Genomic DNA, 24,645 nt, shown 5'->3' with positions numbered 1-24,645 from the left:
GCGATCTACCTTTCGTTCGTGACTCTCAGAAAGTAGGCAAGCCCGCCCACAGGCGGGCCGGACATTACCAGCTCTGAGTCGCCTTGAACTTCTCGAGACCCGACTTCAAGCCATCTTGAATCTCGCCGTTGTAGTCGCCGGTCTGGTTGATTTTGTCGAGCAGGTCGCCGTGCTCAGACTTCATGTAATCGTGCAGGGCACGTTCGAAGTCCAACACTTTATCGACGCTCACATCATCCATGTGACCTTCGTTAGCGGCGTAGAGAGACAGCGCCATTTCTGCAACCGACATCGGCGAATACTGTTTCTGCTTCATCAGTTCGGTGACGCGCTGACCGTGCTCAAGCTGTTTACGGGTCGCTTCGTCAAGGTCAGAAGCAAACTGCGAGAACGCAGCCAGTTCACGGTACTGAGCCAAGGCCAGACGAACACCACCACCTAACTTTTTGATGATCTTGGTCTGGGCAGCACCGCCCACGCGCGATACGGACAAACCTGCGTTAATCGACGGACGAATACCGGAGTTAAACAGGCTGGTTTCCAGGAATATCTGACCGTCGGTGATCGAGATCACGTTGGTCGGAACGAACGCAGAAACGTCGCCACCCTGGGTTTCGATGATCGGCAGCGCGGTCAAGGAACCGGTTTTGCCCTTCACTTCACCGTTGGTGAACTTCTCAACGTAGTCGACGTTGACACGTGCCGCACGCTCAAGCAGACGCGAGTGGAGATAGAACACGTCACCGGGATAGGCTTCACGGCCTGGCGGACGACGCAGCAGCAGGGATACTTGACGGTATGCCACTGCCTGCTTGGAAAGATCGTCATACACGATCATCGCGTCTTCGCCACGGTCACGGAAGTACTCACCCATGGTGCAACCGGAATACGCGGAGAGAAACTGCATCGGAGCCGGATCGGCAGCGCCCGCAGCAACGACGATGGTGTGTTCCATCGCGCCATGCTCTTCGAGCTTGCGCACAACGTTGGCAATGGTCGACTGTTTCTGACCAATGGCAACGTAGACACAGGTAACGCCTTTGCCTTTCTGGTTGATGATCGCATCAATGGCAATGGCAGTTTTACCGATCTGACGGTCGCCGATAATCAGCTCACGCTGGCCACGACCGATCGGCACCATGGCGTCGATGGATTTCAAGCCGGTTTGAATCGGCTCATCAACCGACTGACGGGTAATAACGCCAGGCGCTACTTTTTCTACCGCGTCGGTCATTTTAGCGTTGATATCGCCTTTGCCGTCGATGGGGTTACCCAACGCATCAACAACACGGCCAATCAGCTCAGGACCAACCGGTACTTCAAGAATACGACCGGTGCATTTCGCGGTCATGCCTTCTTCAAGCAGCAGGTAGTCGCCCAGGACAACAGCACCTACGGAGTCACGCTCCAGGTTAAGTACCATGCCAAAAACGCTGTTAGGAAATTCAATCATTTCACCAAACATGGCGTCTTCGAGGCCGTGAATTTTCACGATACCGTCGGAAACACCTACGATGGTGCCCTGATTACGAGCTTCAGATGCGACGTCAAGCTTCTCAATTCGCTGCTTGATGATGTCGCTGATCTCGGAAGGATTCAATTGCTGCATGCCATGTCCCTCAGACTCAAGCGGTTAGCGCTTCGGAAAGGCGGTTCAGTCGACCACGTACCGACCCGTCAATGACGGTATCGCCAGCACGCAGGATGACACCACCGATGAGCGACTTATCTACCTGAGTAGTAATGGAGATTTCGCGATTCAGACGTTTCTTGAGCGCGTTAGATAGCTTGGTCTTTTGTGCGGCTGTCAGTTTATACGCTGACGTTACCATTACCTCTACACGCTGCTCGTGTTCAGCGCGCAGGCGCTCAAACTGTTCAGCGATAAAAGGCAGAACCATTAAACGGTCCTGGTCAGCCACAGCCTCCAAAAAGCGAGACAGTGCATCACCCTGCGGTTCTGGAAGCATTTCAACCAGAAGGGCAACTTTCTTTGCATTCTCGATTTTGGGGCTACCCAGCAGACGTCGAGCGTCGCTATCGGTCACAACAGTGCCTAAAAAACCCAGCGCCTGTGACCAGCTATCAAGCACATCATTATCACGCGCGTGTTCAAACGCCGCCTTAGCGTAAGGACGAGCGACGGTAAGTAGTTCCGCCATAATTCACCTCCTTACAGTTCGGCAGCCAGCTTATCAAGCAGCTCACGATGCGCATTTTCATCGACAGAAGCTTCCAAAACACGCTCAGCGCCGATGATGGCCAGATGAGACACCTGGGCACGTAACTCTTCTTTCGCGCGATTTACTTCAAGTTCGATTTCAGAACGTGCGCCCGCTATGAGACGTTCACCTTCCGCGCGGGCCTGCTCGCGGGCTTCTTCGATCATCTGAGCAGAGCGCTTGTTGGCCTGCTCAATGATTTGAGAAGCTTGTTCCTTGCTCTCACGCAGCGTCTGTTCTGCCCGCTCTTGTGCTAGCTCAAGATCACGGGTAGCACGGCTGGCTGCATCCAAGCCATCAGCAATTTTTTTCTGACGCTCGTTAAGCGCGTTGCTGATCGGAGGCCACACGTACTTTATGCAAAACCAGACAAAGATCGCGAAGGCGATCGTCTGCCCGATAAGCGTCATGTTGATATTCACAGGGATGTACCTCTGACAAGTTCGTGGCGACCGGAGTGAAACAAAACCGAGCGTTTGATCGCCCGGTTAAGCTGCATTAACCGGCAACAACGAAGATCAGGTACATCGCAATACCAACACCGATCATCGGCACAGCATCCAACAGACCTGCCATCAGGAAGGTTTTGGTTTGCAGCTGGTCGCCCAGTTCCGGCTGACGCGCGGTGGATTCAATCAGTTTGCCGCCCAAAATGGCAAAGCCGATGCCAGTACCCAAGGCGCCCATACCGATCATGATAGAGGCAGCAATGTAGATAAGTTCCATGGTAGTGCTCCTGGTTTTTCAAGGTTAAGGTTAAGGTTAAGGTTAAGGGTTGATGTTAAAGGTTTATTTCTTGCTATCAGTAAGCCGCTTAGTGATGTTCGTGTGCTGAACTCAGGTACACGATCGTCAGTACGGTAAAAATGAACGCTTGCAGCGTAACAATCAGAATATGGAAAATCGCCCACGGTACATCCAGCACCCAGATTGCCCAGAATGGTAGCATCGCGATGAGGATAAAAATAACTTCACCCGCAAACATGTTTCCAAACAGACGCATCGCCAGGCTAAACGGCTTAACCAGCAACGCAACGATTTCCAGTAACAGGTTAAAAGGAATCAGCGCCCAATGATTAAACGGTGTCAGTGAAAGCTCTTTAGCGAAGCCACCGATACCTTTTACTTTGATGCTGTAATAAAGAATCAGACCGAAAACACCCAATGCCAAACCCAGCGTAGCGTTTACATCGGTTGTCGGTACAATTTTCATGTAATCCACACCGAGCTTGCTAAACAGCACGGGAAAGTAGTCGACCGGAATAATTTTTAGCGTGTTCATGAATAAAATCCACACGAACAGCGTCAACGCCAGTGGAGCAATCAACGGGTTATGCCCTTTGAATGCGCCTCGAACCATGCTTTCTATAAACTCGAACACCATCTCAACGGCATTTTGCAGGCCGCCTGGCACACCGGTTGTAGCCATTTTTCCGGCTTTGCGAAACAGCCAGATGAACAGTACCCCCATAGCGATTGACCAACCCATGGTATCCAAATGGATCGCCCAGAAGCCCATTTCGCTCGCTTCTTGAGCGGAATGCGCCAGCGACCAACCATTCACCGGGTGATGCCCAAAGGTCAGGTTCTGCAAGTGGTGCTGGATATAATAAGTCGTCGAGACTTCGTTTCCTGCGGCCATAGAGATATCACCTCAATAAAGTGTGCGATGTCTGCGCATAAACAACGGCGTTAGCCCATGCATCAGAACAATCACCACATAAGCACTAAAAAAGAAAGCGGGGTTTGAGGGGGGCACTACTACGAACACTGCGCTAAACAGTGCCACCGTCAAACCAAACTTGCCTGCTTCGGCACGAAACAAATGAACAGCGCTACGCGATGTTCGCTTACTGTGCAATATACCCATTCGCTGTATAAAAAAAGCATGGGGTAGCAAGGCCACCAGCGCACCTGTTACCACGGAGGAAACGCCCGGCATGCGCGCTACAGGGTAGACCATCAACATACCGACTGCCGTCACGATTAGCTGTGCGGTAAAAAGCCGGATGACATACGCCTTCCTGCGCTGGGTTTCAACACGTTCTACCATTGCCCAGCACCCTGCCATCGAATGGTTGCTTAGGCTGTTGATAAGCAACCTGCACAAATCTTGCGCGATTATAGGGAAGCGCTATCACACCTTCAACCAAAGTTGCTCGTATTTAACGTGTTTAGGAGACAACTTGCGACCAAAGGGTGAAAATTAGCTACTTTTTAACGTTTTCTTAATAAGCCTGCTATTTAATTAATAAGCAGCCTATTTAATATGCGCCAGTATTCCGTCGAGTTCATCAAGGCTTGTATAGCGGATGGTCACTTTGCCTTTCCCTCGATTACCATGGTCAATTGAGACGGGGGCGCCAAGCAGTTCGCCTAACTGCGTCTCCAGACGCGAGACATCCGCCGTTTTATTTGGCCGGCTTGGCGTTTTTTCAACGCTTTGGCTGGCCTGTACCTTTTTGACCAACGCTTCGGTGGACCGCACGGTGAGATCGTTATTCACCACTTCATGAGCCACTTGGCGCTGCTGAACGCTGTTAAGTGATAGCAACGCACGCGCATGGCCCATATCCAGGTCTCCTCGCTCTAGCAGCGTTTGGACTTCAGGATCCAGTGCCAGCAAGCGCAGTAAGTTGGCGACCTGAGTGCGGGATTTACCGACCGCGTCAGCAATCTGCTGCTGGGTTAATTCAAACTCATCACCCAGCCGTTTAAGCGCCATCGCTTCTTCGATGGCATTGAGGTTTTCACGCTGAATATTTTCAATCAGCGCCAGTGCCAAGGCAACTTCGTCACTTACCTCACGAATAACCGCGGGGATAACGTCAAGCTCGGCCAGCTGCGCTGCACGCCAGCGCCGCTCACCAGCAATAATTTCATAGCGATCTTCGCCAATAGGGCGTACCACAATAGGCTGCATTACGCCCTGGGTACGAATAGAATCGGCAAGTTCTTCAAGCGCTTCTGGCTGAATATCACGCCGCGGCTGATACTTGCCACGGGTTAACTGACCAAGCGGAAGGCGCTCCAAACGCTCAGAAGCCGCATCCGAGGCCACCATCACGGATGACGCCTCATCATGAGCTTCCAATGGAGAGCTACCAGTAAGTTCCAGGCTGTCACGGCGACGAGCGCCCGCACCAATTAGGGCATCCAGGCCACGTCCTAGCGCGCGTTTACGCGTCATTCGCTTTCCCTCGTACTAATCAATACGTTATAGCGATAACCGACGAATCATCTCTTTTGCCAGTACGCGGTACGCCTGGCTGCCGCGTGAGAAGCGGGCATATTGCGTCACGGGTATTCCGTGGCTTGGCGCTTCAGCCACTTTGACGTTGCGCGGGATCGTCGTCTTGATCAGCGCATCGCCAAAGAAGTCTCGCAGCTGCTTGTCCACTTCCCGCGTTAGGCTGGTGCGCTTGTCGTACATGGTGCGCAGAATACCCGCAATCGCCAAATCAGGATTAACGCTTTGCTTAATCTGTTCAACAGTATCCAACAGCGCCGACAGTCCTTCCAGCGCGTAAAACTCGCACTGCAGCGGAATAAGCACGCTATCCGCTGCCGTCAGCGCATTAACGGTCAGCATATTGAGCGACGGTGGGCAGTCAATCAGCACCACATCGTACTTCTCAGCAACCGAGCCAAGCGCCGTGGTCAGGCAGCTTTCGCGCTTATCAAGATCCAGCAATTCGACTTCCGCAGCGGTCAAGTCACCGTTACCGGGGAGAACATCATAGTTGACCGGCAGGTCGCGCACGATGGTATCGGCGGCGGTGGCATCGCCGAGCAGTACATCCAGGACGCTTTTATCGAGTTCGTGTTTATCAATACCACTGCCCATGCTGGCGTGCCCTTGAGGATCAAGGTCCACCAGCAGCACTCGACGATCAAGAGCAGCAAGGCTAGCCGCCAGGTTAACGGCTGAGGTGGTCTTGCCCACGCCGCCTTTTTGATTGGTCAGGGCAATGATCTGGCTCACTTACTCAACTCCTTCCTGGGGTTCAGAATCAACGTTCAGAATCAATAGCTGTCGCTTGGCCGTATCGAAGGGCACGTTTAGCAGGTGACGTGTTTGCAGTCGAATACCGCTGGGCAGTTCACGCAACTCATCGTCAGCGCCAGGACCTTTCATGGCCAACCACTGTCCGTTCGCCGTGGGTAGTTCACGCGTTAGGGTGACAAAGTCCACCAGGCTTGCGAACGCGCGTGAAATTACCTGATCAAACGGCTGGTCACTAAACGTCTCCACCCGCGCCTGGCTTGCAGTCACGTTTTTTAGCCCAAGCTCCATGATAGCCTGGCGCTGAAAACGGACTTTTTTACCATTACTATCCAAAAGCGTAACGGACAGCGCCGGATCAAGGATGGCCAGCACGATACCCGGCAGACCTGGCCCCGCACCCACATCCAGCAATCTAGGGCCATGCACATAAGGCGCGACAGCCGCACTATCCAGTATGTGACGTGCCACCATATCATCAATATCGCGAACTGCCGTGAGGTTATAAGCCTTGTTCCACTTGTGCAATAGGGCGACAAACCCAAGCAACTGTTCACGCTGGCTTACCGTTACCGTTAAACCGAGCTGCGCTAATCCATTATCCAGTCGTGCAGCGACACTCACAGGCAAGCTACTCACCAATACAGTTAAACCGCTCATCCGTTAGCCACCTCGGGCGAGGCGATCAGACGACGCTTTTTAAGATGCACCAGCAAAATAGACACTGCGGCCGGTGTTACGCCTGAAATACGCGCCGCTTGGGCCAGTGTTTCAGGCCGTACGTTGGTCAGCTTCTGGCGAATCTCATTGGAGAGCCCTTCCACCCGCTGGTAATCCAGGTCGGCGGGAAGTGGCATCGCTTCATGGCGCTTAAGCTTATCAATTTCATACTGTTGACGTTCGATATAGCCTTCGTACTTCGACTGAATCTGTACCTGTTCGGCAACGGCTTCATCATTGATAACGCCGCTTTCCAGCCCCGGCAGTTCAGTAAGGTCCGCATAATTTAGCTCCGGGCGCTTGAGCAGATCGCTCAACCGATACTCGCGGGAGAGCGGTTTGCCGGTTTTTTCAGCAATTTTTGCCGCAGCCGGGCTGCTTGGCTGAATCCAAACACTGGCTAAACGCGCGGTCTCCAGCGCAATGGCTTCGCGCTTTTTACTAAATGCTTCCCAGCGCTGGTCATTCACCAAGCATAACTCACGGCCTTTTTCAGTCAGTCGCAAGTCGGCGTTATCTTCACGCAGCAATAACCGGTATTCCGCCCTGGAGGTAAACATACGGTAAGGCTCTTTGGTGCCCATCGTGATCAGGTCGTCCACCAGCACGCCAAGATAGGCCTCATCACGACGTGGGTACCAGGCATCCTGCTGCATGGCACGCCGCGCGGCGTTGAGCCCGGCCAGCAGGCCTTGCGCCCCGGCTTCCTCGTAACCTGTTGTGCCATTGATCTGCCCGGCAAAAAACAAGTTGTGGATAAATTTGGTTTCCAGTGAGTGTTTTAAATCCCGCGGATCGAAGAAATCATACTCAATGGCATAGCCTGGCCGCGTGATATGCGCGTTCTCCAGCCCTTTAATCGAGCGCACTACCTGCAGTTGCACATCAAAGGGCAGCGAGGTAGAGATACCGTTGGGATACAGTTCGTGAGTATCCAGGCCTTCAGGTTCAATAAAGACCTGATGGCTCGATTTATCGGCAAAGCGATGAACCTTGTCTTCAATTGATGGGCAGTAGCGCGGACCCACGCCTTCGATCACGCCGGAGTACATCGGTGAGCGATCAAGATTCGCCAGAATCAGCTCATGCGTGCGCTCATTGGTGTGCGCAATATGACAGCTGACTTGCTGAGGGTGCATATCCCGCGAACCAAGGTAGGACATGACCGGTGTTGGCGTATCGCCAGGCTGTTCTTCAAGCTGTGAGAAATCCACGCTTTTAGCATCAATGCGCGGTGGCGTGCCGGTTTTGAGCCGGTCAACCCGAAATGGCAGGGCACGCAGACGCTCAGCCAAGGCATTCGAGGGTGGATCACCTGCTCGACCGCCGCGACTTTGATCCAGGCCGATGTGAATCACACCACCTAAAAACGTACCCGTCGACAGCACAACGGACTCGGCATAAAAACGAATACCAGTCTCCGTTACAACGCCACGAACCGTCTCGTTATCCACAATCAGATCACCAGCTGCCTGCTGGAAAATCGTTAAATTTGGCTGGTTTTCCAACATGCCGCGGATCGCTGCTTTGTAGCGAACGCGGTCTGCTTGAGCACGTGTGGCACGTACTGCCGGCCCTTTTCGAGCGTTTAACACCCGGAACTGAATGCCGCCTAAATCCGTGGCAAGCCCCATCGCCCCGCCTAGCGCATCGATCTCTTTCACCAGATGGCTTTTGCCAATGCCGCCAATAGCGGGGTTGCACGACATCTGACCCAAGGTCTCGATGTTATGCGTGAGCAGTAGGGTCTGACAGCCCATACGAGCAGAGGCCAGTGCGGCTTCAGTTCCCGCATGGCCACCGCCGATGACAATCACGTCAAAGCGGTCGGGGTAATTCAAGAGACACCTCGTCTTGCGCCAATTGGCACGAATGATGTGGCCGTTTCGTCAGTTTCAGACGTGTCGGCGTAGTTAAACAAGCCCGCCAGTATAAACCTCCTGTGGGTAACCGTCAGGTTTTTCCACACCTCGTCTGCTCAGTTACTCTCTATTAATAACAATATATAAATAAAATAAGAAAAGTTCTGTTAATGCTGTAATTATTAGTGTGGACAGTTTCTGTGTATAACTCTATTAAGTTTATAAAATTCAAATGCTTAAAATGTTGACCTTTACGTGGTTAAGCAGCGTATTAGCTGCGTAGAAACGGTGTAGGCCCTGTGGATGGAACCGCTACTTACCCACAGCGCCATAAAAACACGGCTTATCCACCTACTCATACCGACGTTGTTACCGCAGCTGTGAACACATCTAAAAAGCATTGCATGTCCACCTTAAAGGCGCTCCTCATGGGCGCTGTGGCATGTTGTAGCGTTTTAAAATAAAAAAACTATCCACAGGGAAAAAAAATGGCCTGTCGCAAGGACAGGCCATAAAAAATGCGTTAAAGCGGGTATTTTTTGCCGGTATTCGTGCTTAAGGTGAGTGCTAAAGATTAGTGTTTAAGCACCCGGGCAAGAAACGATTGAGTGCGTTCATGCTGAGGCGAATCGAAGAGCTGTTGTGGCGCTCCTTGCTCAGCAATAACCCCTTTATGGATAAAAATCACGCGATCGGCTACTTCACGGGCAAAGCCCATTTCATGCGTGACAATCACCATGGTCATGCCCTCTTTCGCCAGCTCACGCATGGCGTCCAGCACTTCACCAATCATTTCGGGATCAAGCGCTGAGGTAGGCTCATCAAACAGCATAAGCCGAGGCTCCATGGCCAAGGCACGGGCGAGGGCAACACGCTGCTGTTGACCACCTGAGAGCTGACTGGGGTACTTATCGGCCTGGTCGGCAATTCCGACCCTATCCAGCAGGCGTTTTGCGGTTGCCACTGCATCGTCGCGGTTCCAGCCACGCACCTTCATGGGTGCCAGGGTGATGTTATCGATCACGCTAAGGTGGGGAAATAGATTGAACTGCTGAAACACCATACCGACTTCCGTACGGATGGTTTGTAGTGCCTTGCTGCTCTTGCCGTTAGGCGTTAGCGTATTGCCATCTACTTCCAGCATGCCCGACTGAAACTCTTCCAGCCCATTGATGCAGCGAATCAGCGTGGATTTACCTGACCCGCTTGCGCCAATAATGACGACGACTTCACCGGGGATAATTTCAAGGTCGATCTCATTGAGTACGTGCAGGTTGCCAAAATGTTTATTCAGCTTTTGCATACGCACAATGGAGGGCGTTGTGGGTGACACGGTATCGGTCATTGTACGTTTCCTTATCAGCCTGCGATGCCTCTACGCTCCAGCAGGCGCAGAAGAATAGAGAGGGTCCAGGTAATCGCTAAATACATCACCGCAACCATAAAGTAGACCTCCAGGGCGGTGAAGGTTGTCGCGATATAGATTTGCCCCTGGCGTACCAGCTCGCTGACCCCAATGACTGAAAATAGTGAGGTATCTTTAATGCTGATAATGGCCTGATTGCCAAGCGGAGGAATCATACGACGCAGCGCCTGGGGCCAAATCACATAGCGAAAGGCCTGAGCGCGCGAAAGCCCTAACGAGAGGGATGCTTCACGCTGGCCGCGCTCAATGGACTGCACACCGCCTCGCACGATTTCAGAAATATACGCACCCGAGTTAACCGCAATAGCGGCAATGCCTGCGACCAGCGCATTGATAGGACTGCCCAGTAGCTGGGGCAGGCCGTAGAAAATAAACAATACCTGCACGAGGATAGGCGTACCACGAAACACTTCTATGTAGCAAAGGGCCACCCAGCGTAGCCAGCGGATCGGACTAATGCGCAACAGGCCAAAGAAAATACCAATAAAAAAGCCGATCGCCAGACCGCCAAATGAAATCAGCAGCGTCCAGGGAATACCCGGTAGCAGGTAAGGGATCGACGCAAACGCGGCTGCCCAGTCGAAATGAAAGTCGAAATCCACGTCTTATCTCCAAAAAAACACGCGACGTATAACGTCACAGGGCCGGGAGGGTAGCCGCCCGGCCCTGTGATAAATTAGCTGTTAACTCTATAGCGCCGCTGGGTTACTCGCTGGTGGCTTCACCGAACCATTTTTTGTAGATTTCGTCGTAAGTGCCGTCTTCACGCATGGCGGCCAGGGCTTCATTGGTGGGTTCTACCCATTCGCTGCCCTTATGGAACACGATGCCATACTGCTGGCCTTCATAAAGCGGTCCCACCACTTTGGTACGTCCTTCGCCGCGGGTTTGGGAGAAGTAAGCAACATTAGGGGCGTCATACAGCACGGCGTCTACGTTGCGGCCCAGCAGAGCCATGTACATGTCGGCGGTGCCTGGATAGGGCGTGATGTCAGCGCCTTCACCCAGCTCTTGCTGGAGGAAGTCGTAGCTTGTCGAGCCGATCTTGGTACCGATGGTCAGGCCCTGGAGGTCTTCCAATGAAGAGATGTCTTCGTTGTTGGCACGAACGATAATCTGTAGACCGGAATCGTAGTAGGGGTCAGAGAAGTCAACGACCTGCGCACGCTCTTCGGTGATGGTCGTGCCTGCGATGGCAATTTCCTGACTGCCGGTTTGCACGGCGGGAATAATGCCCGAAAATTCCATGGTGGTGAGATTGACCTCAAAACCGGCACGCTCGGCAACGGCATTGATAATATCCATATCGAAACCGATCATCTCGCCGGTTTCTGAATCCATCATTTCAAAAGGAACAAAGCTTGGGTCGGTTGCGACATTAACAGAAGGCGTTTGGGCCATGGCGACAGAGGCGCCGCTTAAACCCAGAGCGATGGAGGAAGCGATAGCAGTTGTCGTTAGTATGGTTTTCATTGGTTTCCCCATGTTTTATAGCGCTGAAGCGGTGAAAAGAAGAGACGACGTTCTCTTCACACCGCGTTAGAGCAATTGTTGACCTTTTAACCTTGGCGAGAAACCACCAAGGCGTCAAGTCATGGGTACCAACGCTTTGCTAGCGTATAAGCGCCTACACCATAAAAGAGGCGCCGCAGCCGCAGGTGGTGGTGGCATTGGGGTTTTGAATGCGAAAGCGTGCGCCAGCGAGGCCTTCTTCGTAATCCACCGTCGAGCCAACCAGATACTGGTAGGAGAGAGGGTCGACCACCAGGGTCGCCGTGCCAAATTCAATGAGCGTATCGTCTTCGGCGACCGTATCGGCAAAATCGAAGCCGTACTGAAAACCTGAACAGCCACCGCCGGTGACATAGACGCGCAGTTTTAGCGCAGGGTTATTTTCTTCATCCATTAGGGCACGGATACGTTTACGTGCGCTATCGGACAGCATTAAAGGGGTTGGAACAAAAGCTTCTGCACCGCTCATGGGTACCTCCCGCGAGCTTTAAGAACGAATAATCAGCATTGGAAGATGATTATGGATAACTCCCAGCAAAAGGGTCAACTATTGCCGGGATTTTGTACGTGGCTTATGGCATCAAGGCAGGAGCGGTCAAGCCCATGCTCTCCTCGAACCCAAACATCAGATTGAGGTTTTGAATGGCTTGGCCCGAGGCGCCTTTCACCAGGTTATCAATGACCGATAACACGACGACGGTGTTGCTATTTTCCGGACGATGCACGGCCAGACGGCAGGTGTTGATGCCTTTAACGCTGCGCGTTTCAGGATGGCTACCCGCAGGCATCACATCAACAAAGGGTTCGCTTGCATAACGTTTTTCAAACAGCGCCTGAAGGTCATCCACTGAGGTGGTGAGCTGACTATAGAGCGTGGCGTGAATGCCCCGTATCATCGGTGTTAAATGAGGAACGAAGGTCAGCCCCACCGGGTGCGCCTGCATATCACCAAGGCCCTGGCGGATTTCGGGCAAATGACGATGCCCTGAGGCGCCGTAAGCTTTGAAAGATTCACTGGCTTCTGCCAGTAGTGAAGGCACCTTGGCCCCTCGGCCTGCCCCCGTCACACCTGACTTGCAGTCAGCAATCAGCTGTTGAGGATCAACCAGCCCGGCTTCCAGCAGCGGCAGGTAGCCTAGCTGCACAGAGGTTGGATAGCAGCCTGGCACGGCCACCAGGCGCGCCGTTTTGATTTTTTCGCGGTGCATCTCGGGCAGGCCATAGACCGCTTCTTCAAGTAGCGAAGGCGCACCGTGAGGTTGGCCGTACCACTGGCTCCATACCTTGACATCACGCAGGCGGAAGTCAGCCGACAGGTCGATAATGCGGGTGCCTTTGTCCAAAAGCTCGCCAGCCAAAGCGTGGGCAACACCGTGGGGAGTGGCGAAAAATACCGCATCCATATCGCCTAACTGCTTTGCATCGGGTTCACTGAACGTCAATGTGTCGTAGTGGCCGCGCAGATTGGGATACATATCGCATACCTTGACGCCGGCTTCCGAGCGCGAGGTAATGGCTTCAACGCTGACATGGGGGTGCTGGGCGAGTAACCGCAGTAGCTCAACGCCGGTATAACCGGTACCGCCGACAATTCCGACCTTAATCACAAACGACTCCTTACACGTTGCACATTCGAGACAGGGTAATAATTAACAGCCTAAACAGATTGGCGCAGGCTGTCGAAGCGTATCGGGCTATGATACACAAGAGAACTACACTACATGCGTAAAGGAAGGTCGTCGTGGCGCGTTTTTCCCGATCAGATTTCACCCTCGAGGGGTTTCGACGCCAGTTGGCCCATGTTGATGCGCTGCCTCAGCTGTGCGTATTGGGGTTAGTGTCGGGGATCATTACGGGGGCGGCGATGGTCGCCTTCCGGCTACTGCTCGAAGCGGGGGCGGTGTTTTATATGCCGGATGGAAACCCGGAAGGATTTGAAGGACTGCCTCCGTGGCTGCGCTCACTGCTGCCTATTATTGCCGTTAGCGTGCTGGGGCTGCTGCTTTATCGGCAAAAAGCCGCTGCCCAAAAGATGGGAGTAGGGCACGTTATTGAGCGCCTCTCTTATCACCAGGGCCGCTTCCCAATGCGAAACTGGCTGAATCAATGGTGGGTGGGGGTGGTGTCGGTTCTTGGTGGGCTCTCTGCTGGACGGGAAGGCCCGGCTATTCATTTAGGCGCTGCCGCGTCAAGCGGGTTGGGAGTCAAGCTTCGGTTACCCAATAACAGCCTGCGCGTTTTGGTTGCCTGTGGGACGGCGGCGGGGATTTCTGCGTCGTTCAATACACCGGTTGCCGGGGTTATCTTCGCCATGGAAGTCGTCATGATGGAGTATACCCTGATGAGCTTTATGCCGGTGATTTTAGCCTCTACGATGGCGGCGCTCATTGCGCAGATGGTGTATGGCAATGAGCCGGCTTTTCGTATCCCCGAGGTCGTGCTGGGCTCGCTCATGAATTTACCATGGGTCATCGTACTCGGCTTTGTGGTCGGGCTATTGGCGGGGCTGTTTATTCATATTTCACGTAACAAACGCATGCAGGCATGGCCGTTGTGGCTTCGTTTGGCTTGTGTGGGGGTGGCGACCGGGGTGGTGGCATGGTGGTTTCCGCAGGTTCAGGGAATTGGCTACGACAGTGTGGCGGCGGCGCTTAATAATCAATTGGACATTAACGTGTTGCTGGCGCTGATGATTGCCAAGCTTTTGATTACCGCCCTGACCGTATCAGGTAGCGTACCTATCGGGATTATTGGCCCCACGCTGGTGATTGGTGCTGCGACAGGCGCGCTGGGCGGTATTTTGGGTGGCTGGCTATGGCCTGATAAAGCGTCAGACCCAGGCATTTACGCCATGTTAGGCATGGCGGCCATGATGGGGGCCGTGCTGCAAGCGCCGCTTGCGGCGTTAATGGCGCTGCTGGAGCTTACTCATACGCCGCATGTCATGTTGCCGGGTATGTTGGTGGTGGTGGTTGCCTGCCTGACGTCTCGCCAGCTTACCGGCTGCGAAGGATTTTTTATTAGTTCCGTACGTTATGGGCTGCACCCGCTTCAACAGCCGTTAATGCAGGCGCTTTCCCGCGTGTCGGTGCCTGCGGTGATGGAGCGAAGCCTGGTACGTACTGAGCGCAAGGTGACGTTTGAGCAGGCACGTAAACTACTGGAAACCAATCCTGTCTGGCTGATTATTGAGCGTTCAAATGAAGAAAAATTGGTACTAGCATTAAAAGCGTCGGCGCTGGCGCGGTGGCTTTTGGAGCACGATGAAGCGCTTGATGGCGATGCTCCTCCCGATAATGAATCCGTCGATTTACTGGAAATTCCGGGCCAGCGCCTGGAACTTGCGCCGATTGGCCTACAGGCCACCCTGTCAGAGGCGTTTGTAAAGCTTCAAGACGATGCCTTGGGCGCGCTTTATGTAGTGCACGGTTATCGGCCAAAGCGGCAGCGAATTTCAGGTATCATCACCCGTGGTGCCATTGAACGTTATTATTACTATTCTGACCCCAATACTGACGCTGACCCAAATACCCGTACTGACCCGAAAGCGAATGATTCGCCCGTATAAGGAGAGACAATGTATCTATGGTTGAAGGCCCTGCATTTAATGACCATGGTGACCTGGTTTGCCGCCCTGTTTTATTTGCCGCGGCTGTATGTGTATCACGCCATGGCACGAGATAAAGGCGACGATCAAGCTATCGCCTATTTCAAAACCATGGAGCGTAAGCTTTATCGCGGCATCATGACGCCTTCCATGATACTGGTGCTTATCTTTGGCGGGGCAATGCTGTATCTGGTGCCCGGCTGGTTCAGCCAAGGCTGGATGCACGTTAAACTCACCTTTGTGGTACTGCTGATCGCCTATCATCACGTCTGTCTGATTTATTTAAAACAGTTTGCCCAGGATCGCTGCACGAAAAGCCACACATTCTTTCGCTGGTTCAATGAAGCGCCGGTGATTGCGCTAGTGGCGATTATTCTACTTGCCGTTGTGAAACCTTTTTGATGCGCCAACCTCTTTCACCGGTTGTTTTAGTACTGGCGGGCCATGACCCGACGGGCGGAGCGGGTTTAGTGGCAGATAGCGAAGCCATTGCCGCCTGTGGCGGTTGGGCAGTGACGATTCCCACCGCGTTAACGGTACAAAACTGCCATAACGTGAGCCATGTCGTTCCGGCAGACCCCGCGTTGATGCGCCAAATGGCAGAGGCGCTTAGCGGGATGCAGGTTGCTGCGATCAAGCTGGGCCTGTTGGCAGATGAGGCAACGCTAAGGGCGGCTGAGCAGATTATTCGCCGTTTCCCTGGTATCCCGGTTGTGGCCGACCCGGTACTTAAAGCCGGTGGCGGTACTGAGTTATCTACACCCCAATTGCAACGCCTCTATGCGACTCGCCTGCTACCGCTTGTGGATATCTTAACTCCCAACCGTTATGAGCTTAAGCAGCTCACCCCAGAGATTGACGGCCCCCTGGATGATACGGCGCGCGCCGTCGCACTTTTATCCCAGGGTTGCCAGGCTATTTTAGTAACCGCGACCGATGAGCCTGTTCCAGGTAACGAGCAGCAGGTTGTTAATACACTGCACTCGCCGGATACCACGCGCCAATGGCAGTGGCCACGTCTGCCGGAACGGTTTCACGGTTCAGGCTGCACCTTGGCATCTGCCATTGCGGCACGCTTGGCCGCCGGTGAGCGTTTGCCGACGGCCTGTGAACAGGCCCAGCACTTTACCTGGGAGAGTCTGTCTCATGGATATCAGCCGCCTAGCGGGCAGTGTTTACCTAATCGCTTGCCACGGCCGGTTCGCTTTTGATTTTATTCGCGCTACGCCATTGATATTGAGGACGCCATGACCACATCTGCTGAACTGTTTGAGCTTGCTAGCCGCCATATTCCAGGTGGCGTAAATTCGCCGGTACGTGCGTTTAAAGGCCTGCACCGTCCGCCGGTATTTATGGAGCGCGCCCAGGGCGCTTATCTGTTTGATGTGGAAGGCAACCGCTACGTGGACTATGTAGGTTCCTGGGGCCCAATGATTACCGGTCATGCGGACCAGGATGTGTTGGCAGCGGTACGTGCTCGTTTGGACAACGGTCTCTCGTTTGGTACCCCGACCGCGGTTGAAACCACCATGGCAGATCTGATCTGCGAAATGATCCCCACCATGGAAATGGTGCGCATGACCAGCTCCGGTACGGAAGCCACCATGTCGGCGATCCGCTTGGCTCGCGGCACCACCGGGCGCGACAAGATCGTTAAGTTTGAAGGTAACTATCACGGCCATTCAGATTCGTTGCTGGTAAAAGCGGGCTCTGGCGCGCTCACCCATGGCGAACCCAGCTCGCCAGGTGTTCCCGCGTCACTTGCCGAGCACACCATTACGCTCTCCTATAACGATATTGAAGGCGTTGAGGCGTGCTTTGCTGAAATCGGTGACCAGATTGCCTGCATTATTGTTGAACCTGTTGCAGGTAACATGAACTGTATTCCTCCCCAGCCGGGCTTTTTGGAAACACTGCGCCGGGTGTGTAACGAGCATGAAAGCATTCTGATTTTCGATGAAGTCATGACCGGATTCCGCGTTGCGCTGGGCGGGGCTCAGGCGCATTACGGCATTACGCCTGATTTAACGTGCCTCGGTAAGATTGTTGGTGGTGGTATGCCAGTCGGTGCGTTTGGCGGCAAGCGCGAGATTATGCAAAATATCTCCCCCATGGGGCCGGTTTATCAGGCAGGTACGCTGTCGGGTAACCCCTTGGCGATGGCGGCAGGTATTGCGTTATTAACCAAGCTCCAGGTCCCCGGCTTTCATGACGCGCTTTCTCAGCGGGTTGAAACACTCTGCAGCGGCCTGAAAGAGCGTGCTAATGCAGCCGGTGTCTCCATGATGACACAGTCAGCGGGGGGCATGTTTGGGCTGTTTTTCACCTCTCAACGCCGTGTGGATAACTTTGCCCAGGCAACCGCGTGTGACCCCGAGGCGTTCCGCCGCTTCTTTGGCGCAATGCTGGATCACGGCGTTTATCTGGCCCCTTCGGCGTTTGAAGCAGGCTTTATGTCGAGCGCTCATACGCCTGAGGATATCCAATTTACGCTGGATGCTGCAGAAAAAGCCTTCTCAATAATGTAGTCAGGCAACCTGTCTGCTATATCCATGCCGGGAGAAATACAATGGCCACGGTAAATACCCTTGTTCTAGCAAGCGGCAATGCGGGAAAGCTTAACGAGTTCAATCAACTGCTGGCCCCATTGGGGTTGGATGTTCGCCCACAGGCAGATTTTGGCGTACATGATGTCGAAGAAACGGGGTTAACCTTTGTTGAAAATGCCCTTTTAAAAGCGCGTGAGGCGAGCCGGGTTAGCGGCTTACCGGCGCTTGCTGATGACTCCGGCCTTGAGGTTGATGCGCTTTCAGGGGCGCCGGGGATTTACTCCGCACGCTACGCTGGTGAGCCGAAAAGCGATCAGCGTAACAATGAAAAACTATTGGCAGCGCTTAATGACTGTGCGGAAGGTCAGCGCACCGGGCGCTACTGGTGCGTGCTGGTGTATTTGCGCCATCCTGCTGATCCGGTACCGGTTATTGTTCAGCACAGCTGGGAAGGGGAGTTACTTGCTCATCCACGCGGAGAGGGTGGCTTTGGCTATGACCCGCTGTTCTGGCTACCCGACCAGGGAATGAGCGTGGCGGAATTACCCAGTGACTTAAAAAATCGGCTAAGCCACCGTGGGCGGGCGCTTCAAGGGTTGGTTGATATACTTAAGGTGGCACATGGCTAAGCCATTACCTCCGTTATCGCTCTATATTCATACGCCCTGGTGCGTACGCAAGTGCCCTTATTGTGACTTCAACTCTCATGAACCTAACGGTGATTTACCCGAATCAGCTTATTTAAAAGCACTACTTCATGATCTGGATGGCGATCTGGCGTTAGCTGCTGAGCGTCAGATTCAAACCATCTTTATTGGCGGTGGTACGCCAAGCCTGATGTCGCCCGAGTTCTTTGAACGGCTGTTTAATGGAATACGCCGACGCTTGCCCTTCGCGCCCAATATAGAAATCACCATGGAGGCGAATCCTGGTACCACCGAGCAGGCACGCTTTACGGGCTACCGCGAGGCGGGCATCAATCGTCTCTCGTTGGGTATTCAAAGCTTTCAGCCCGCTCAGTTGAAGGCCTTGGGGCGTATTCACGGCGGTGAAGAGGCTATTACTGCGGTAGGCCAGGCGCGTGCGGCGGGGTTTGATAATATTAATATCGACCTGATGCACGGCTTGCCTGGCCAGACACCCTCCCTGGCGCTTGATGATATTGACCAGGCGCTTGCGCTGTCACCGGACCATCTCTCTTGGTATCAGCTAACCCTTGAGCCCAATACCGCGTTTCATTCACAGCCACCTGTTCTGCCTGAAGAGGAGGCGCTTTGGGATATTCAGGAGCTTGGCCATCAGCGATTGGAGCAGGCGGGCTTTGAACGCTACGAGATTTCGGCCTACGCAAAACCTGGCAAGCAGAGTCGGCACAACCTCAACTATTGGCAGTTTGGCGACTATCTGGGTATTGGCGCCGGGGCACACGGTAAGCTGACGACGATTGACCCGCAAGGGCAGTGGCATATTGAACGGCGCTGGAAAACGCGCCAGCCGGATGCTTACTTACGGCGTGATAATGACCCACGCGGTTTCGTGGCGGGCAAGCAGCCTATCGCGGCGGACGAGTTGCCGCTTGAGTTTTCCATGAATGCGCTTCGCTTAACCGAAGGGGTTGCCATGCAGGCCTGGTCGGCGCATACCGGCCAGCCGCAGGAAGCACTTTTAGCGCGTTTACACACCGCCGCCAAAAAAGGACTTTTGATGGAAATGCCCGAAAAGCTGCGTGCATCGCCTCAAGGTCTATTATTCTTGAATGAGTTGCTGGCCTTTATCAGCGACGAATAATTCAAGCGCAAAAATATACAAGGAGTGAGTGATGCGTATTTCTCGACTACTGACCCCATTGGCTGCTGCGATCTTAGTGGCGGGTTGTGCCACCTCTGACCCTTATGGTGGCCAGACACAACGTTCATCGACCGGCATGGGGACTGGGATTGGCGCGGCGGTAGGCGCTGCTGCGGGTGCACTTTCGGGTAGCGGAAGTACCAGCCGTCGTGATCGTGCCTTGATTGGTGCTGCCGTGGGTGCTGCTGCGGGTGCTGGTATTGGCGCTTACATGGACCGTCAAGAACAGCAGCTTCGCCAGAACCTGGAGGGCTCGCGCATTGAAATCGACCGTCGCGGCGACGACATCGTACTGAATATGCCCAGCAGCGTGACGTTCGGGTTTGACTCCTCAGATCTAACCGGCGATGCGCGCAGTGCGCTTAATGAAGTGGCTAACGTGCTCAAGCAGTATACCGATACGCGAGTTAATATTGCCGGCTTCACCGACAGCACCGGGGATGCCAGCTACAACCAGCGTCTCTCTGAGCGCCGAGCTCAGTCAGTGGGCAACTACTTAAGTCAAAACGGGGTATCCTCCTCGCGTCTTAACACCATGGGATACGGCGCTAACCAGCCGGTTGCCAGCAACGATACCGAGCAGGGCCGGGCGCAAAACCGCCGGGTTGAAATCACCCTGACGCCAATCGGTAACGGCCAGGGCTAAGTAAGACATAACTCCCCCGCGCATTACCGTTTAAAGCCCGCTATGATCCCATAGCGGGCTTTTTTCGTTCACTTATCTGCGAGTTACCATGCTGTCTTATCAACACGCCTATCACGCCGGTAATTTTGCCGATGTACACAAACACTTGACGCTTTACGCCGTCGTTGATTATTCATTACGTAAAAAAACACCCATTACATATATAGATACGCATGCGGGAAGAGGGCTTTACCCACTCGCCACCAAAGAGACGCAGCGGCTTCAGGAGTATCGTGAGGGTATTTGGCCGCTATGGCACGAACGCGAGGTACTCACCGACCCGTTACTCTGTGATTGGTTAAATGCTGTCACCAGCGTTCAGCCCAGTACCAGTGCGTTAACGCACTATCCCGGCTCCCCATGGTGGCTAAGCCAATCATTGCGCGAGCACGATAAGCTGCGCCTTTTTGAGCTTCATCCGGGTGAGCATGAGCACTTGAACACGCAGTCTCTTCCTCCTCAGGCAAAACGTATCTATGGCGATGGTTTAGCGGGTTTAACGGCCATGCTGCCGGTGTCTACCCCGCGGCTTTGCGTATTGATTGACCCTAGTTTTGAGCGTAAAGCGGAGTACCAGGAAGTGGTTGATACGGCGATATACACGCTTGAAAAGGCGCGCCACGCCATACTACTGATGTGGTATCCCCTGCTACCCGCTGGGCATCATCACGCGTTATTGGACGGGTTAAAGGCAAGCGGTATTCGCAAAATGTGGCGCAGCGAGCTTTTGCTGCGCGCGCCAGGCGAGCAAACGCACGGTATGTACGGTAGTGGTATGTTGGTCGTTAACCCGCCCTGGGGGCTTGATGAGCGCCTGAAGACCGCAATGGCAGAGGTAACCCGTTGCCTTGGAAGTGAAAGCCGCGTTGAGGCGCAGTGGTGGGTTGAGGAGTAGGGTGGCACAAAAACGTTGAGTGAAAGCCGCCCGCTAGATGATCTCTAGCGTGGTTTTAACACGCTCCACTACCACCACTATTCTAAACCATTTGACGTTAGGATTACGGTGGAACAACAGCGCCGCCCCGCCGATCCATAAAGTGAGCGTATTACTTGCCGATGCAGAAACTGCCAAAAATCTCGCCCAGCAAGTCATCAGCGCTAAACTCGCCGGTAATTTCACTCAGCGCTTGCTGCGCGTCGCGAAGGTCTTCGGCCAGCAGTTCTCCAGCGCCGTAGCCATCCAACTGGGCACGGCCGGTATCAAGCGCTGCCATTGCCCGGTCGAGGGCATCCAGGTGACGCCGACGTGCGGAGAAGCGTCCTTCGGTGGTCGCCGCAAAGCCCATCACGGTTTTCAAATGGGTTTTTAGGTTATCCACACCCGCACCGGTTTTGGCGGAAAGGCGAAGCGTGGGAGTGACTGTGGATAAATCAATTCCAGCCTGCTCAGCGCTGGTATCGATTTTGTTACGTACCAACGTTAAACGGCTTTGATCGGGAAGGCGGGCGACAAACTCGGGCCAGATCATCATGGGGTCGGTCGCCTCGGTGGTAGAGGCGTCCACCAATAGCAGTACCCGGTCGGCTTTCTCGATTTCTGCCCAGGCGCGGGCGACACCGATTTTTTCAACGGCGTCCGGGGTATCGCGCAAGCCCGCCGTATCAATAATGTGCAGTGGCATGCCATCAATATGGATGTGCTCACGCAGCACGTCCCGCGTGGTGCCTGCAATATCAGTCACAATGGCGGTCTCTTGTTCGGTCAACGCATTAAGCAGGCTGGACTTACCCGCATTGGGGCGACCGGCAATGACCACGTTCATGCCTTCGCGTAACAGCGCCCCTTGGCCGGCGGCTTTGCGCACGTCGCTGAGTGCTTGCTGAACACTTTCCAAACGCTGGGCGACATGACCATCCGCCAGAAAGTCGATCTCCTCTTCAGGGAAGTCGATGGCGGCTTCTACATAGACACGCAGCTCGATAAGCCGCTCAACCAGATGGGAGACGCGGGTAGAAAACTCGCCCTGTAGTGAGCGCACGGCATTTTCCGCCGCTGAACGCGAGGTGGCATCAATCAAGTCGGCAATCGCTTCGGCTTGGGCAAGGTCGAGCTTGTCATTGAGAAAGGCCCGTTCGGAGAACTCACCAGGCCGCGCCAACCGCGCGCCCAAGGCCACACAACGCTCAAGCAGCATGTCCATGATAATGGGGCCACCGTGCCCCTGTAGCTCCAGCACATCTTCGCCGGTAAAGGAGTGAGGGCCGTTGAACAGCAGGGCGATGCCTTCGTCAATAATGCTATCAGCGCCCTTAAAGGGGCCGTGATAGGCATGCCGAGGCGCCGGGCAGTGGCCGAGTACGGACTCTGCAATATCGCGACAGGCAGGCCCTGAGACGCGAATAATCCCTACGCCGCCACGCCCAGGCGGTGTCGCCAGAGCAGTAATCGTATCCTGGGTATAAAGTCGTTCAGCCATGGCGCGCCTCATTAATGGATGCGTACATTGTGAATTTGTCGTCTCTAAAACGCCAGACCCCCGCACGAGGGCGGGGGTCTGGGAGCGTGGTTAACAAGGATTACTTGGTTCGCATTCCTTTACCCACACTGGGGTCTTTTTCGATACTACGCGTAATAAAGTACTGTTGCGCGACCGAAATGATGTTGTTGGTTACCCAGTAGATGACCAGACCCGCCGGGAACCACAGGAAGAAGAAGGTGAAGATAATCGGCAGCATCTTCATGATCTTCGCCTGCATGGGGTCCGGAGGTGTCGGGTTCAGCAGCTGCTGAACATACATGGATATACCCATCAGTATTGGCAGGATGAAGTAAGGATCCTTCACCGATAGATCGTGAATCCAGAAGATAAACGGCGCATGGCGCAGCTCTACCGACTCCAGCAACATCCAGTAAAGCGCGATAAACACCGGCATCTGTATGACGATGGGTAAGCAGCCACCTAAAGGATTGATCTTCTCCTTTTGGTAGAATTTCATCATCTCTTGAGACATTTTCTGACGATCATCGCCATAGGTCTCTTTAAGACGCTGCATTTCCGGGCCCAGTTTCCGCATGCGTGCCATTGACTTATAAGCCTTGGCAGACAGCGGGAAGAGCACCAGCTTAACCACAACCGTCAGCAGAACAATTGACCAGCCCCAGTTGCCCACGATGTCGTGGATCTTATCCAGCAACCAGAACAGTGGGTTGGCAATAAACCACAACCAGCCATAGTCAACGGTCAGGCGCAGATTGGGTGCCACTTGCTCAAGGTGATCCTGAACCTTGGGGCCCATGTAGAGCGTGGCGCCCAGTGTCGCTTCACCTTCCGCCGCAATGTTGCTGGTGGGGCCTGCAAACGCCACCACGTTACGGTCACTTGAGTCAGTGGTAACGTAGTAAAGGTTTTGCTGATCTTGGGGCGGTGCCCAGGCAGAAACAAAGTAGTGCTGGATAAGCGCAATCCAGCCGCCCTGGGCTTCACGATTTTCAAAGTTACGGTTTTGAATGTCTTCAAAATCGATCTTTTCATAACGTTCGTCTGGCGTTGAGTACGCTGCCCCAATATAGGAGTTCATACCCATGGCAACGCCGCTTGACGGGTCAGGGCTGTTATCACGCGCTAATTGGCCAATAAAACGAGCACTTACCGGCGCATCGGTATTATTGGCAATATAGTAATCAACATTGACCGCGTAATTCCCACGTTCGAACGTAAGACGCTTGATAATATCAACGCCGTTAACGTCTGCCCGTAAATCAACGACCAGCTGGTCATCATCATCTGCCAGACGATAGGCATTGCTTTCCGGAGTAAATTCAATACGACTTGCTTGCCCGTCCAGCTGTAGGCCGGAACGTGCAACATAGCTACGCGTTGAATTATCCGAGAGCAACACATAGTTGCGTTCAGTATCCAGCGTCATTTTATGCTGAGGTAACGCAGCATAAATAATGTCGCCGCCGTGCGGGTCAATGCGCACGTCGAGAACATCGGTAGCCACCGCAATAAAGTCACGGCTAGATGTTTCGCTTTCAGTACTGCTTGCCAGCCCATCGTCTACCGCACTGTTGGGTGCCGACGTTGACGGAACCGTCAGGTCGTTACTGCTTTCAGCATTGGCTGAGGGGGCGTCACTACTGCTTTGCGTAATTTCAGGCGTCGAGTCGTAATCTGTCGGCCCATAATCCTGATTCCACTGGATCACCAGTAGATAGGCAAGTACTGCCATTGGAATCAGTAAGAGAAGTCGTTTTACGTCCATGA

Annotated in this window: 25 protein-coding genes; 8 read left to right on the top strand and 17 right to left on the bottom strand. The window is 53.8% G+C overall.

The window, feature by feature from the left end:
* Positions 1–64 precede the first annotated feature (64 nt).
* From atpA to argC, 15 genes are all read right to left on the bottom strand, one after another.
* Positions 65–1,609 carry a F0F1 ATP synthase subunit alpha gene (atpA, locus tag ACT3TC_RS12170; RefSeq protein ID WP_087107042.1) on the bottom strand — a complete coding sequence of 515 codons (1,545 nt, stop codon included), beginning with the start codon at positions 1,607–1,609 and terminating at the stop codon, positions 65–67.
* Positions 1,610–1,625: 16 nt separating this feature from the next.
* A complete protein-coding gene (locus tag ACT3TC_RS12165) occupies positions 1,626–2,162 on the bottom strand; it encodes a F0F1 ATP synthase subunit delta (protein ID WP_444622528.1) in 537 nt (178 codons plus the stop codon).
* Between the two features lie 11 nt (positions 2,163–2,173).
* Entirely contained in the window at positions 2,174–2,644 is a 471-nt protein-coding gene (locus tag ACT3TC_RS12160) for a F0F1 ATP synthase subunit B (RefSeq protein WP_444640219.1), read from the bottom strand.
* Positions 2,645–2,720: 76 nt separating this feature from the next.
* Complete coding sequence (gene atpE, locus ACT3TC_RS12155) at positions 2,721–2,948, bottom strand: F0F1 ATP synthase subunit C (protein WP_444622526.1); 228 nt, start codon at positions 2,946–2,948, stop codon at positions 2,721–2,723.
* Between the two features lie 88 nt (positions 2,949–3,036).
* On the bottom strand, positions 3,037–3,864 hold the full coding sequence (atpB, locus tag ACT3TC_RS12150) for a F0F1 ATP synthase subunit A (protein ID WP_444622525.1): 828 nt from the start codon (positions 3,862–3,864) through the stop codon (positions 3,037–3,039).
* A 12-nt stretch (positions 3,865–3,876) separates the two neighbouring features.
* Complete coding sequence (locus ACT3TC_RS12145) at positions 3,877–4,275, bottom strand: ATP synthase subunit I (RefSeq protein ID WP_444622524.1); 399 nt, start codon at positions 4,273–4,275, stop codon at positions 3,877–3,879.
* A gap of 207 nt (positions 4,276–4,482) precedes the next feature.
* Positions 4,483–5,412: a ParB/RepB/Spo0J family partition protein gene (locus ACT3TC_RS12140; protein ID WP_444622523.1), complete on the bottom strand. Its 930-nt coding sequence runs from the start codon at positions 5,410–5,412 to the stop codon at positions 4,483–4,485.
* 27 nt (positions 5,413–5,439) lie between these two features.
* A complete protein-coding gene (locus ACT3TC_RS12135; protein WP_172118725.1) occupies positions 5,440–6,207 on the bottom strand; it encodes a ParA family protein in 768 nt (255 codons plus the stop codon).
* Positions 6,208–6,888 carry a 16S rRNA (guanine(527)-N(7))-methyltransferase RsmG gene (gene rsmG, locus ACT3TC_RS12130; RefSeq protein ID WP_172118726.1) on the bottom strand — a complete coding sequence of 227 codons (681 nt, stop codon included), beginning with the start codon at positions 6,886–6,888 and terminating at the stop codon, positions 6,208–6,210.
* Positions 6,885–8,789, bottom strand: a complete 1,905-nt coding sequence (gene mnmG / locus ACT3TC_RS12125; protein ID WP_444640218.1) for a tRNA uridine-5-carboxymethylaminomethyl(34) synthesis enzyme MnmG — start codon at positions 8,787–8,789, stop codon at positions 6,885–6,887. The genes rsmG and mnmG overlap by 4 nt, the downstream gene beginning before the upstream one ends.
* Positions 8,790–9,384: 595 nt before the next feature.
* Entirely contained in the window at positions 9,385–10,155 is a 771-nt protein-coding gene (locus tag ACT3TC_RS12120; RefSeq protein WP_172118728.1) for an amino acid ABC transporter ATP-binding protein, read from the bottom strand.
* 14 nt (positions 10,156–10,169) lie between these two features.
* A complete protein-coding gene (locus ACT3TC_RS12115; protein WP_172118729.1) occupies positions 10,170–10,838 on the bottom strand; it encodes an amino acid ABC transporter permease in 669 nt (222 codons plus the stop codon).
* 103 nt (positions 10,839–10,941) lie between these two features.
* Positions 10,942–11,709, bottom strand: coding sequence for a transporter substrate-binding domain-containing protein (locus ACT3TC_RS12110; RefSeq protein ID WP_172118730.1), 768 nt, complete (start codon positions 11,707–11,709; stop codon positions 10,942–10,944).
* Positions 11,710–11,863: 154 nt separating this feature from the next.
* Positions 11,864–12,217: an iron-sulfur cluster insertion protein ErpA gene (erpA, locus tag ACT3TC_RS12105; RefSeq protein ID WP_172118731.1), complete on the bottom strand. Its 354-nt coding sequence runs from the start codon at positions 12,215–12,217 to the stop codon at positions 11,864–11,866.
* A 103-nt stretch (positions 12,218–12,320) separates the two neighbouring features.
* Positions 12,321–13,355: an N-acetyl-gamma-glutamyl-phosphate reductase gene (gene argC / locus ACT3TC_RS12100; RefSeq protein ID WP_172118732.1), complete on the bottom strand. Its 1,035-nt coding sequence runs from the start codon at positions 13,353–13,355 to the stop codon at positions 12,321–12,323.
* 134 nt (positions 13,356–13,489) lie between these two features.
* On the opposite strand from argC, the gene ACT3TC_RS12095 reads away from it, so the two are divergent.
* From ACT3TC_RS12095 to ACT3TC_RS12060, 8 genes are all read left to right on the top strand, one after another.
* Positions 13,490–15,316, top strand: a complete 1,827-nt coding sequence (locus tag ACT3TC_RS12095) for a chloride channel protein (protein WP_444640217.1) — start codon at positions 13,490–13,492, stop codon at positions 15,314–15,316.
* Between the two features lie 9 nt (positions 15,317–15,325).
* Entirely contained in the window at positions 15,326–15,757 is a 432-nt protein-coding gene (gene hemJ, locus ACT3TC_RS12090; protein ID WP_087107012.1) for a protoporphyrinogen oxidase HemJ, read from the top strand.
* Positions 15,757–16,566 (top strand): bifunctional hydroxymethylpyrimidine kinase/phosphomethylpyrimidine kinase, encoded by an 810-nt coding sequence (thiD, locus tag ACT3TC_RS12085; protein WP_444640216.1) that lies wholly within the window; start codon positions 15,757–15,759, stop codon positions 16,564–16,566. Before hemJ ends, thiD begins: the two co-directional genes overlap by 1 nt.
* 36 nt (positions 16,567–16,602) lie before the next feature.
* A complete protein-coding gene (hemL, locus tag ACT3TC_RS12080; protein WP_192526769.1) occupies positions 16,603–17,883 on the top strand; it encodes a glutamate-1-semialdehyde 2,1-aminomutase in 1,281 nt (426 codons plus the stop codon).
* A gap of 41 nt (positions 17,884–17,924) precedes the next feature.
* Positions 17,925–18,533: an RdgB/HAM1 family non-canonical purine NTP pyrophosphatase gene (rdgB, locus tag ACT3TC_RS12075; RefSeq protein ID WP_444622520.1), complete on the top strand. Its 609-nt coding sequence runs from the start codon at positions 17,925–17,927 to the stop codon at positions 18,531–18,533.
* On the top strand, positions 18,526–19,692 hold the full coding sequence (gene hemW, locus ACT3TC_RS12070) for a radical SAM family heme chaperone HemW (RefSeq protein WP_444622519.1): 1,167 nt from the start codon (positions 18,526–18,528) through the stop codon (positions 19,690–19,692). The genes rdgB and hemW overlap by 8 nt, the downstream gene beginning before the upstream one ends.
* Positions 19,693–19,723: 31 nt before the next feature.
* On the top strand, positions 19,724–20,398 hold the full coding sequence (locus ACT3TC_RS12065) for an OmpA family protein (RefSeq protein ID WP_192526767.1): 675 nt from the start codon (positions 19,724–19,726) through the stop codon (positions 20,396–20,398).
* An 88-nt stretch (positions 20,399–20,486) separates the two neighbouring features.
* The gene (locus ACT3TC_RS12060; RefSeq protein ID WP_193053436.1) at positions 20,487–21,332 is read left to right on the top strand and encodes a 23S rRNA (adenine(2030)-N(6))-methyltransferase RlmJ; all 846 of its coding nucleotides are present in this window, start codon (positions 20,487–20,489) and stop codon (positions 21,330–21,332) included.
* A 151-nt stretch (positions 21,333–21,483) separates the two neighbouring features.
* Here ACT3TC_RS12060 and mnmE read toward each other — a convergent pair whose 3' ends face one another.
* Positions 21,484–22,854 (bottom strand): tRNA uridine-5-carboxymethylaminomethyl(34) synthesis GTPase MnmE, encoded by a 1,371-nt coding sequence (gene mnmE / locus ACT3TC_RS12055; RefSeq protein WP_193053435.1) that lies wholly within the window; start codon positions 22,852–22,854, stop codon positions 21,484–21,486.
* 100 nt (positions 22,855–22,954) lie between these two features.
* Positions 22,955–24,643, bottom strand: coding sequence for a membrane protein insertase YidC (gene yidC / locus ACT3TC_RS12050; RefSeq protein WP_193053434.1), 1,689 nt, complete (start codon positions 24,641–24,643; stop codon positions 22,955–22,957).
* Positions 24,644–24,645 lie beyond the last annotated feature (2 nt).

Origin of the sequence: Halomonas sp. AOP27-A1-41, assembly GCF_052378605.1 — a bacterium.
Classification (GTDB): domain Bacteria; phylum Pseudomonadota; class Gammaproteobacteria; order Pseudomonadales; family Halomonadaceae; genus Vreelandella; species Vreelandella citrativorans.
Note: the sequence above shows the minus strand (reverse complement) of the source record. Positions and strands in the feature narration are given on the sequence as shown.

Bases quoted from the DNA above. Each gene is read 5' to 3' on its own strand.
- atpA (WP_087107042.1), bottom strand. From the start codon at position 1,609: ATGCAGCAATTGAATCCTTCCGAGATCAGCGACATCATCAAGCAGCGA.
- ACT3TC_RS12165 (WP_444622528.1), bottom strand. From the start codon at position 2,162: ATGGCGGAACTACTTACCGTCGCTCGTCCTTACGCTAAGGCGGCGTTT.
- atpE (WP_444622526.1), bottom strand. From the start codon at position 2,948: ATGGAACTTATCTACATTGCTGCCTCTATCATGATCGGTATGGGCGCC.
- atpB (WP_444622525.1), bottom strand. From the start codon at position 3,864: ATGGCCGCAGGAAACGAAGTCTCGACGACTTATTATATCCAGCACCAC.
- ACT3TC_RS12145 (WP_444622524.1), bottom strand. From the start codon at position 4,275: ATGGTAGAACGTGTTGAAACCCAGCGCAGGAAGGCGTATGTCATCCGG.
- ACT3TC_RS12140 (WP_444622523.1), bottom strand. From the start codon at position 5,412: ATGACGCGTAAACGCGCGCTAGGACGTGGCCTGGATGCCCTAATTGGT.
- rsmG (WP_172118726.1), bottom strand. From the start codon at position 6,888: ATGAGCGGTTTAACTGTATTGGTGAGTAGCTTGCCTGTGAGTGTCGCT.
- ACT3TC_RS12120 (WP_172118728.1), bottom strand. From the start codon at position 10,155: ATGACCGATACCGTGTCACCCACAACGCCCTCCATTGTGCGTATGCAA.
- ACT3TC_RS12110 (WP_172118730.1), bottom strand. From the start codon at position 11,709: ATGAAAACCATACTAACGACAACTGCTATCGCTTCCTCCATCGCTCTG.
- erpA (WP_172118731.1), bottom strand. From the start codon at position 12,217: ATGAGCGGTGCAGAAGCTTTTGTTCCAACCCCTTTAATGCTGTCCGAT.
- hemJ (WP_087107012.1), top strand. From the start codon at position 15,326: ATGTATCTATGGTTGAAGGCCCTGCATTTAATGACCATGGTGACCTGG.
- thiD (WP_444640216.1), top strand. From the start codon at position 15,757: ATGCGCCAACCTCTTTCACCGGTTGTTTTAGTACTGGCGGGCCATGAC.
- hemL (WP_192526769.1), top strand. From the start codon at position 16,603: ATGACCACATCTGCTGAACTGTTTGAGCTTGCTAGCCGCCATATTCCA.
- rdgB (WP_444622520.1), top strand. From the start codon at position 17,925: ATGGCCACGGTAAATACCCTTGTTCTAGCAAGCGGCAATGCGGGAAAG.
- hemW (WP_444622519.1), top strand. From the start codon at position 18,526: ATGGCTAAGCCATTACCTCCGTTATCGCTCTATATTCATACGCCCTGG.
- ACT3TC_RS12065 (WP_192526767.1), top strand. From the start codon at position 19,724: ATGCGTATTTCTCGACTACTGACCCCATTGGCTGCTGCGATCTTAGTG.
- ACT3TC_RS12060 (WP_193053436.1), top strand. From the start codon at position 20,487: ATGCTGTCTTATCAACACGCCTATCACGCCGGTAATTTTGCCGATGTA.
- mnmE (WP_193053435.1), bottom strand. From the start codon at position 22,854: ATGGCTGAACGACTTTATACCCAGGATACGATTACTGCTCTGGCGACA.
- yidC (WP_193053434.1), bottom strand. From the start codon at position 24,643: ATGGACGTAAAACGACTTCTCTTACTGATTCCAATGGCAGTACTTGCC.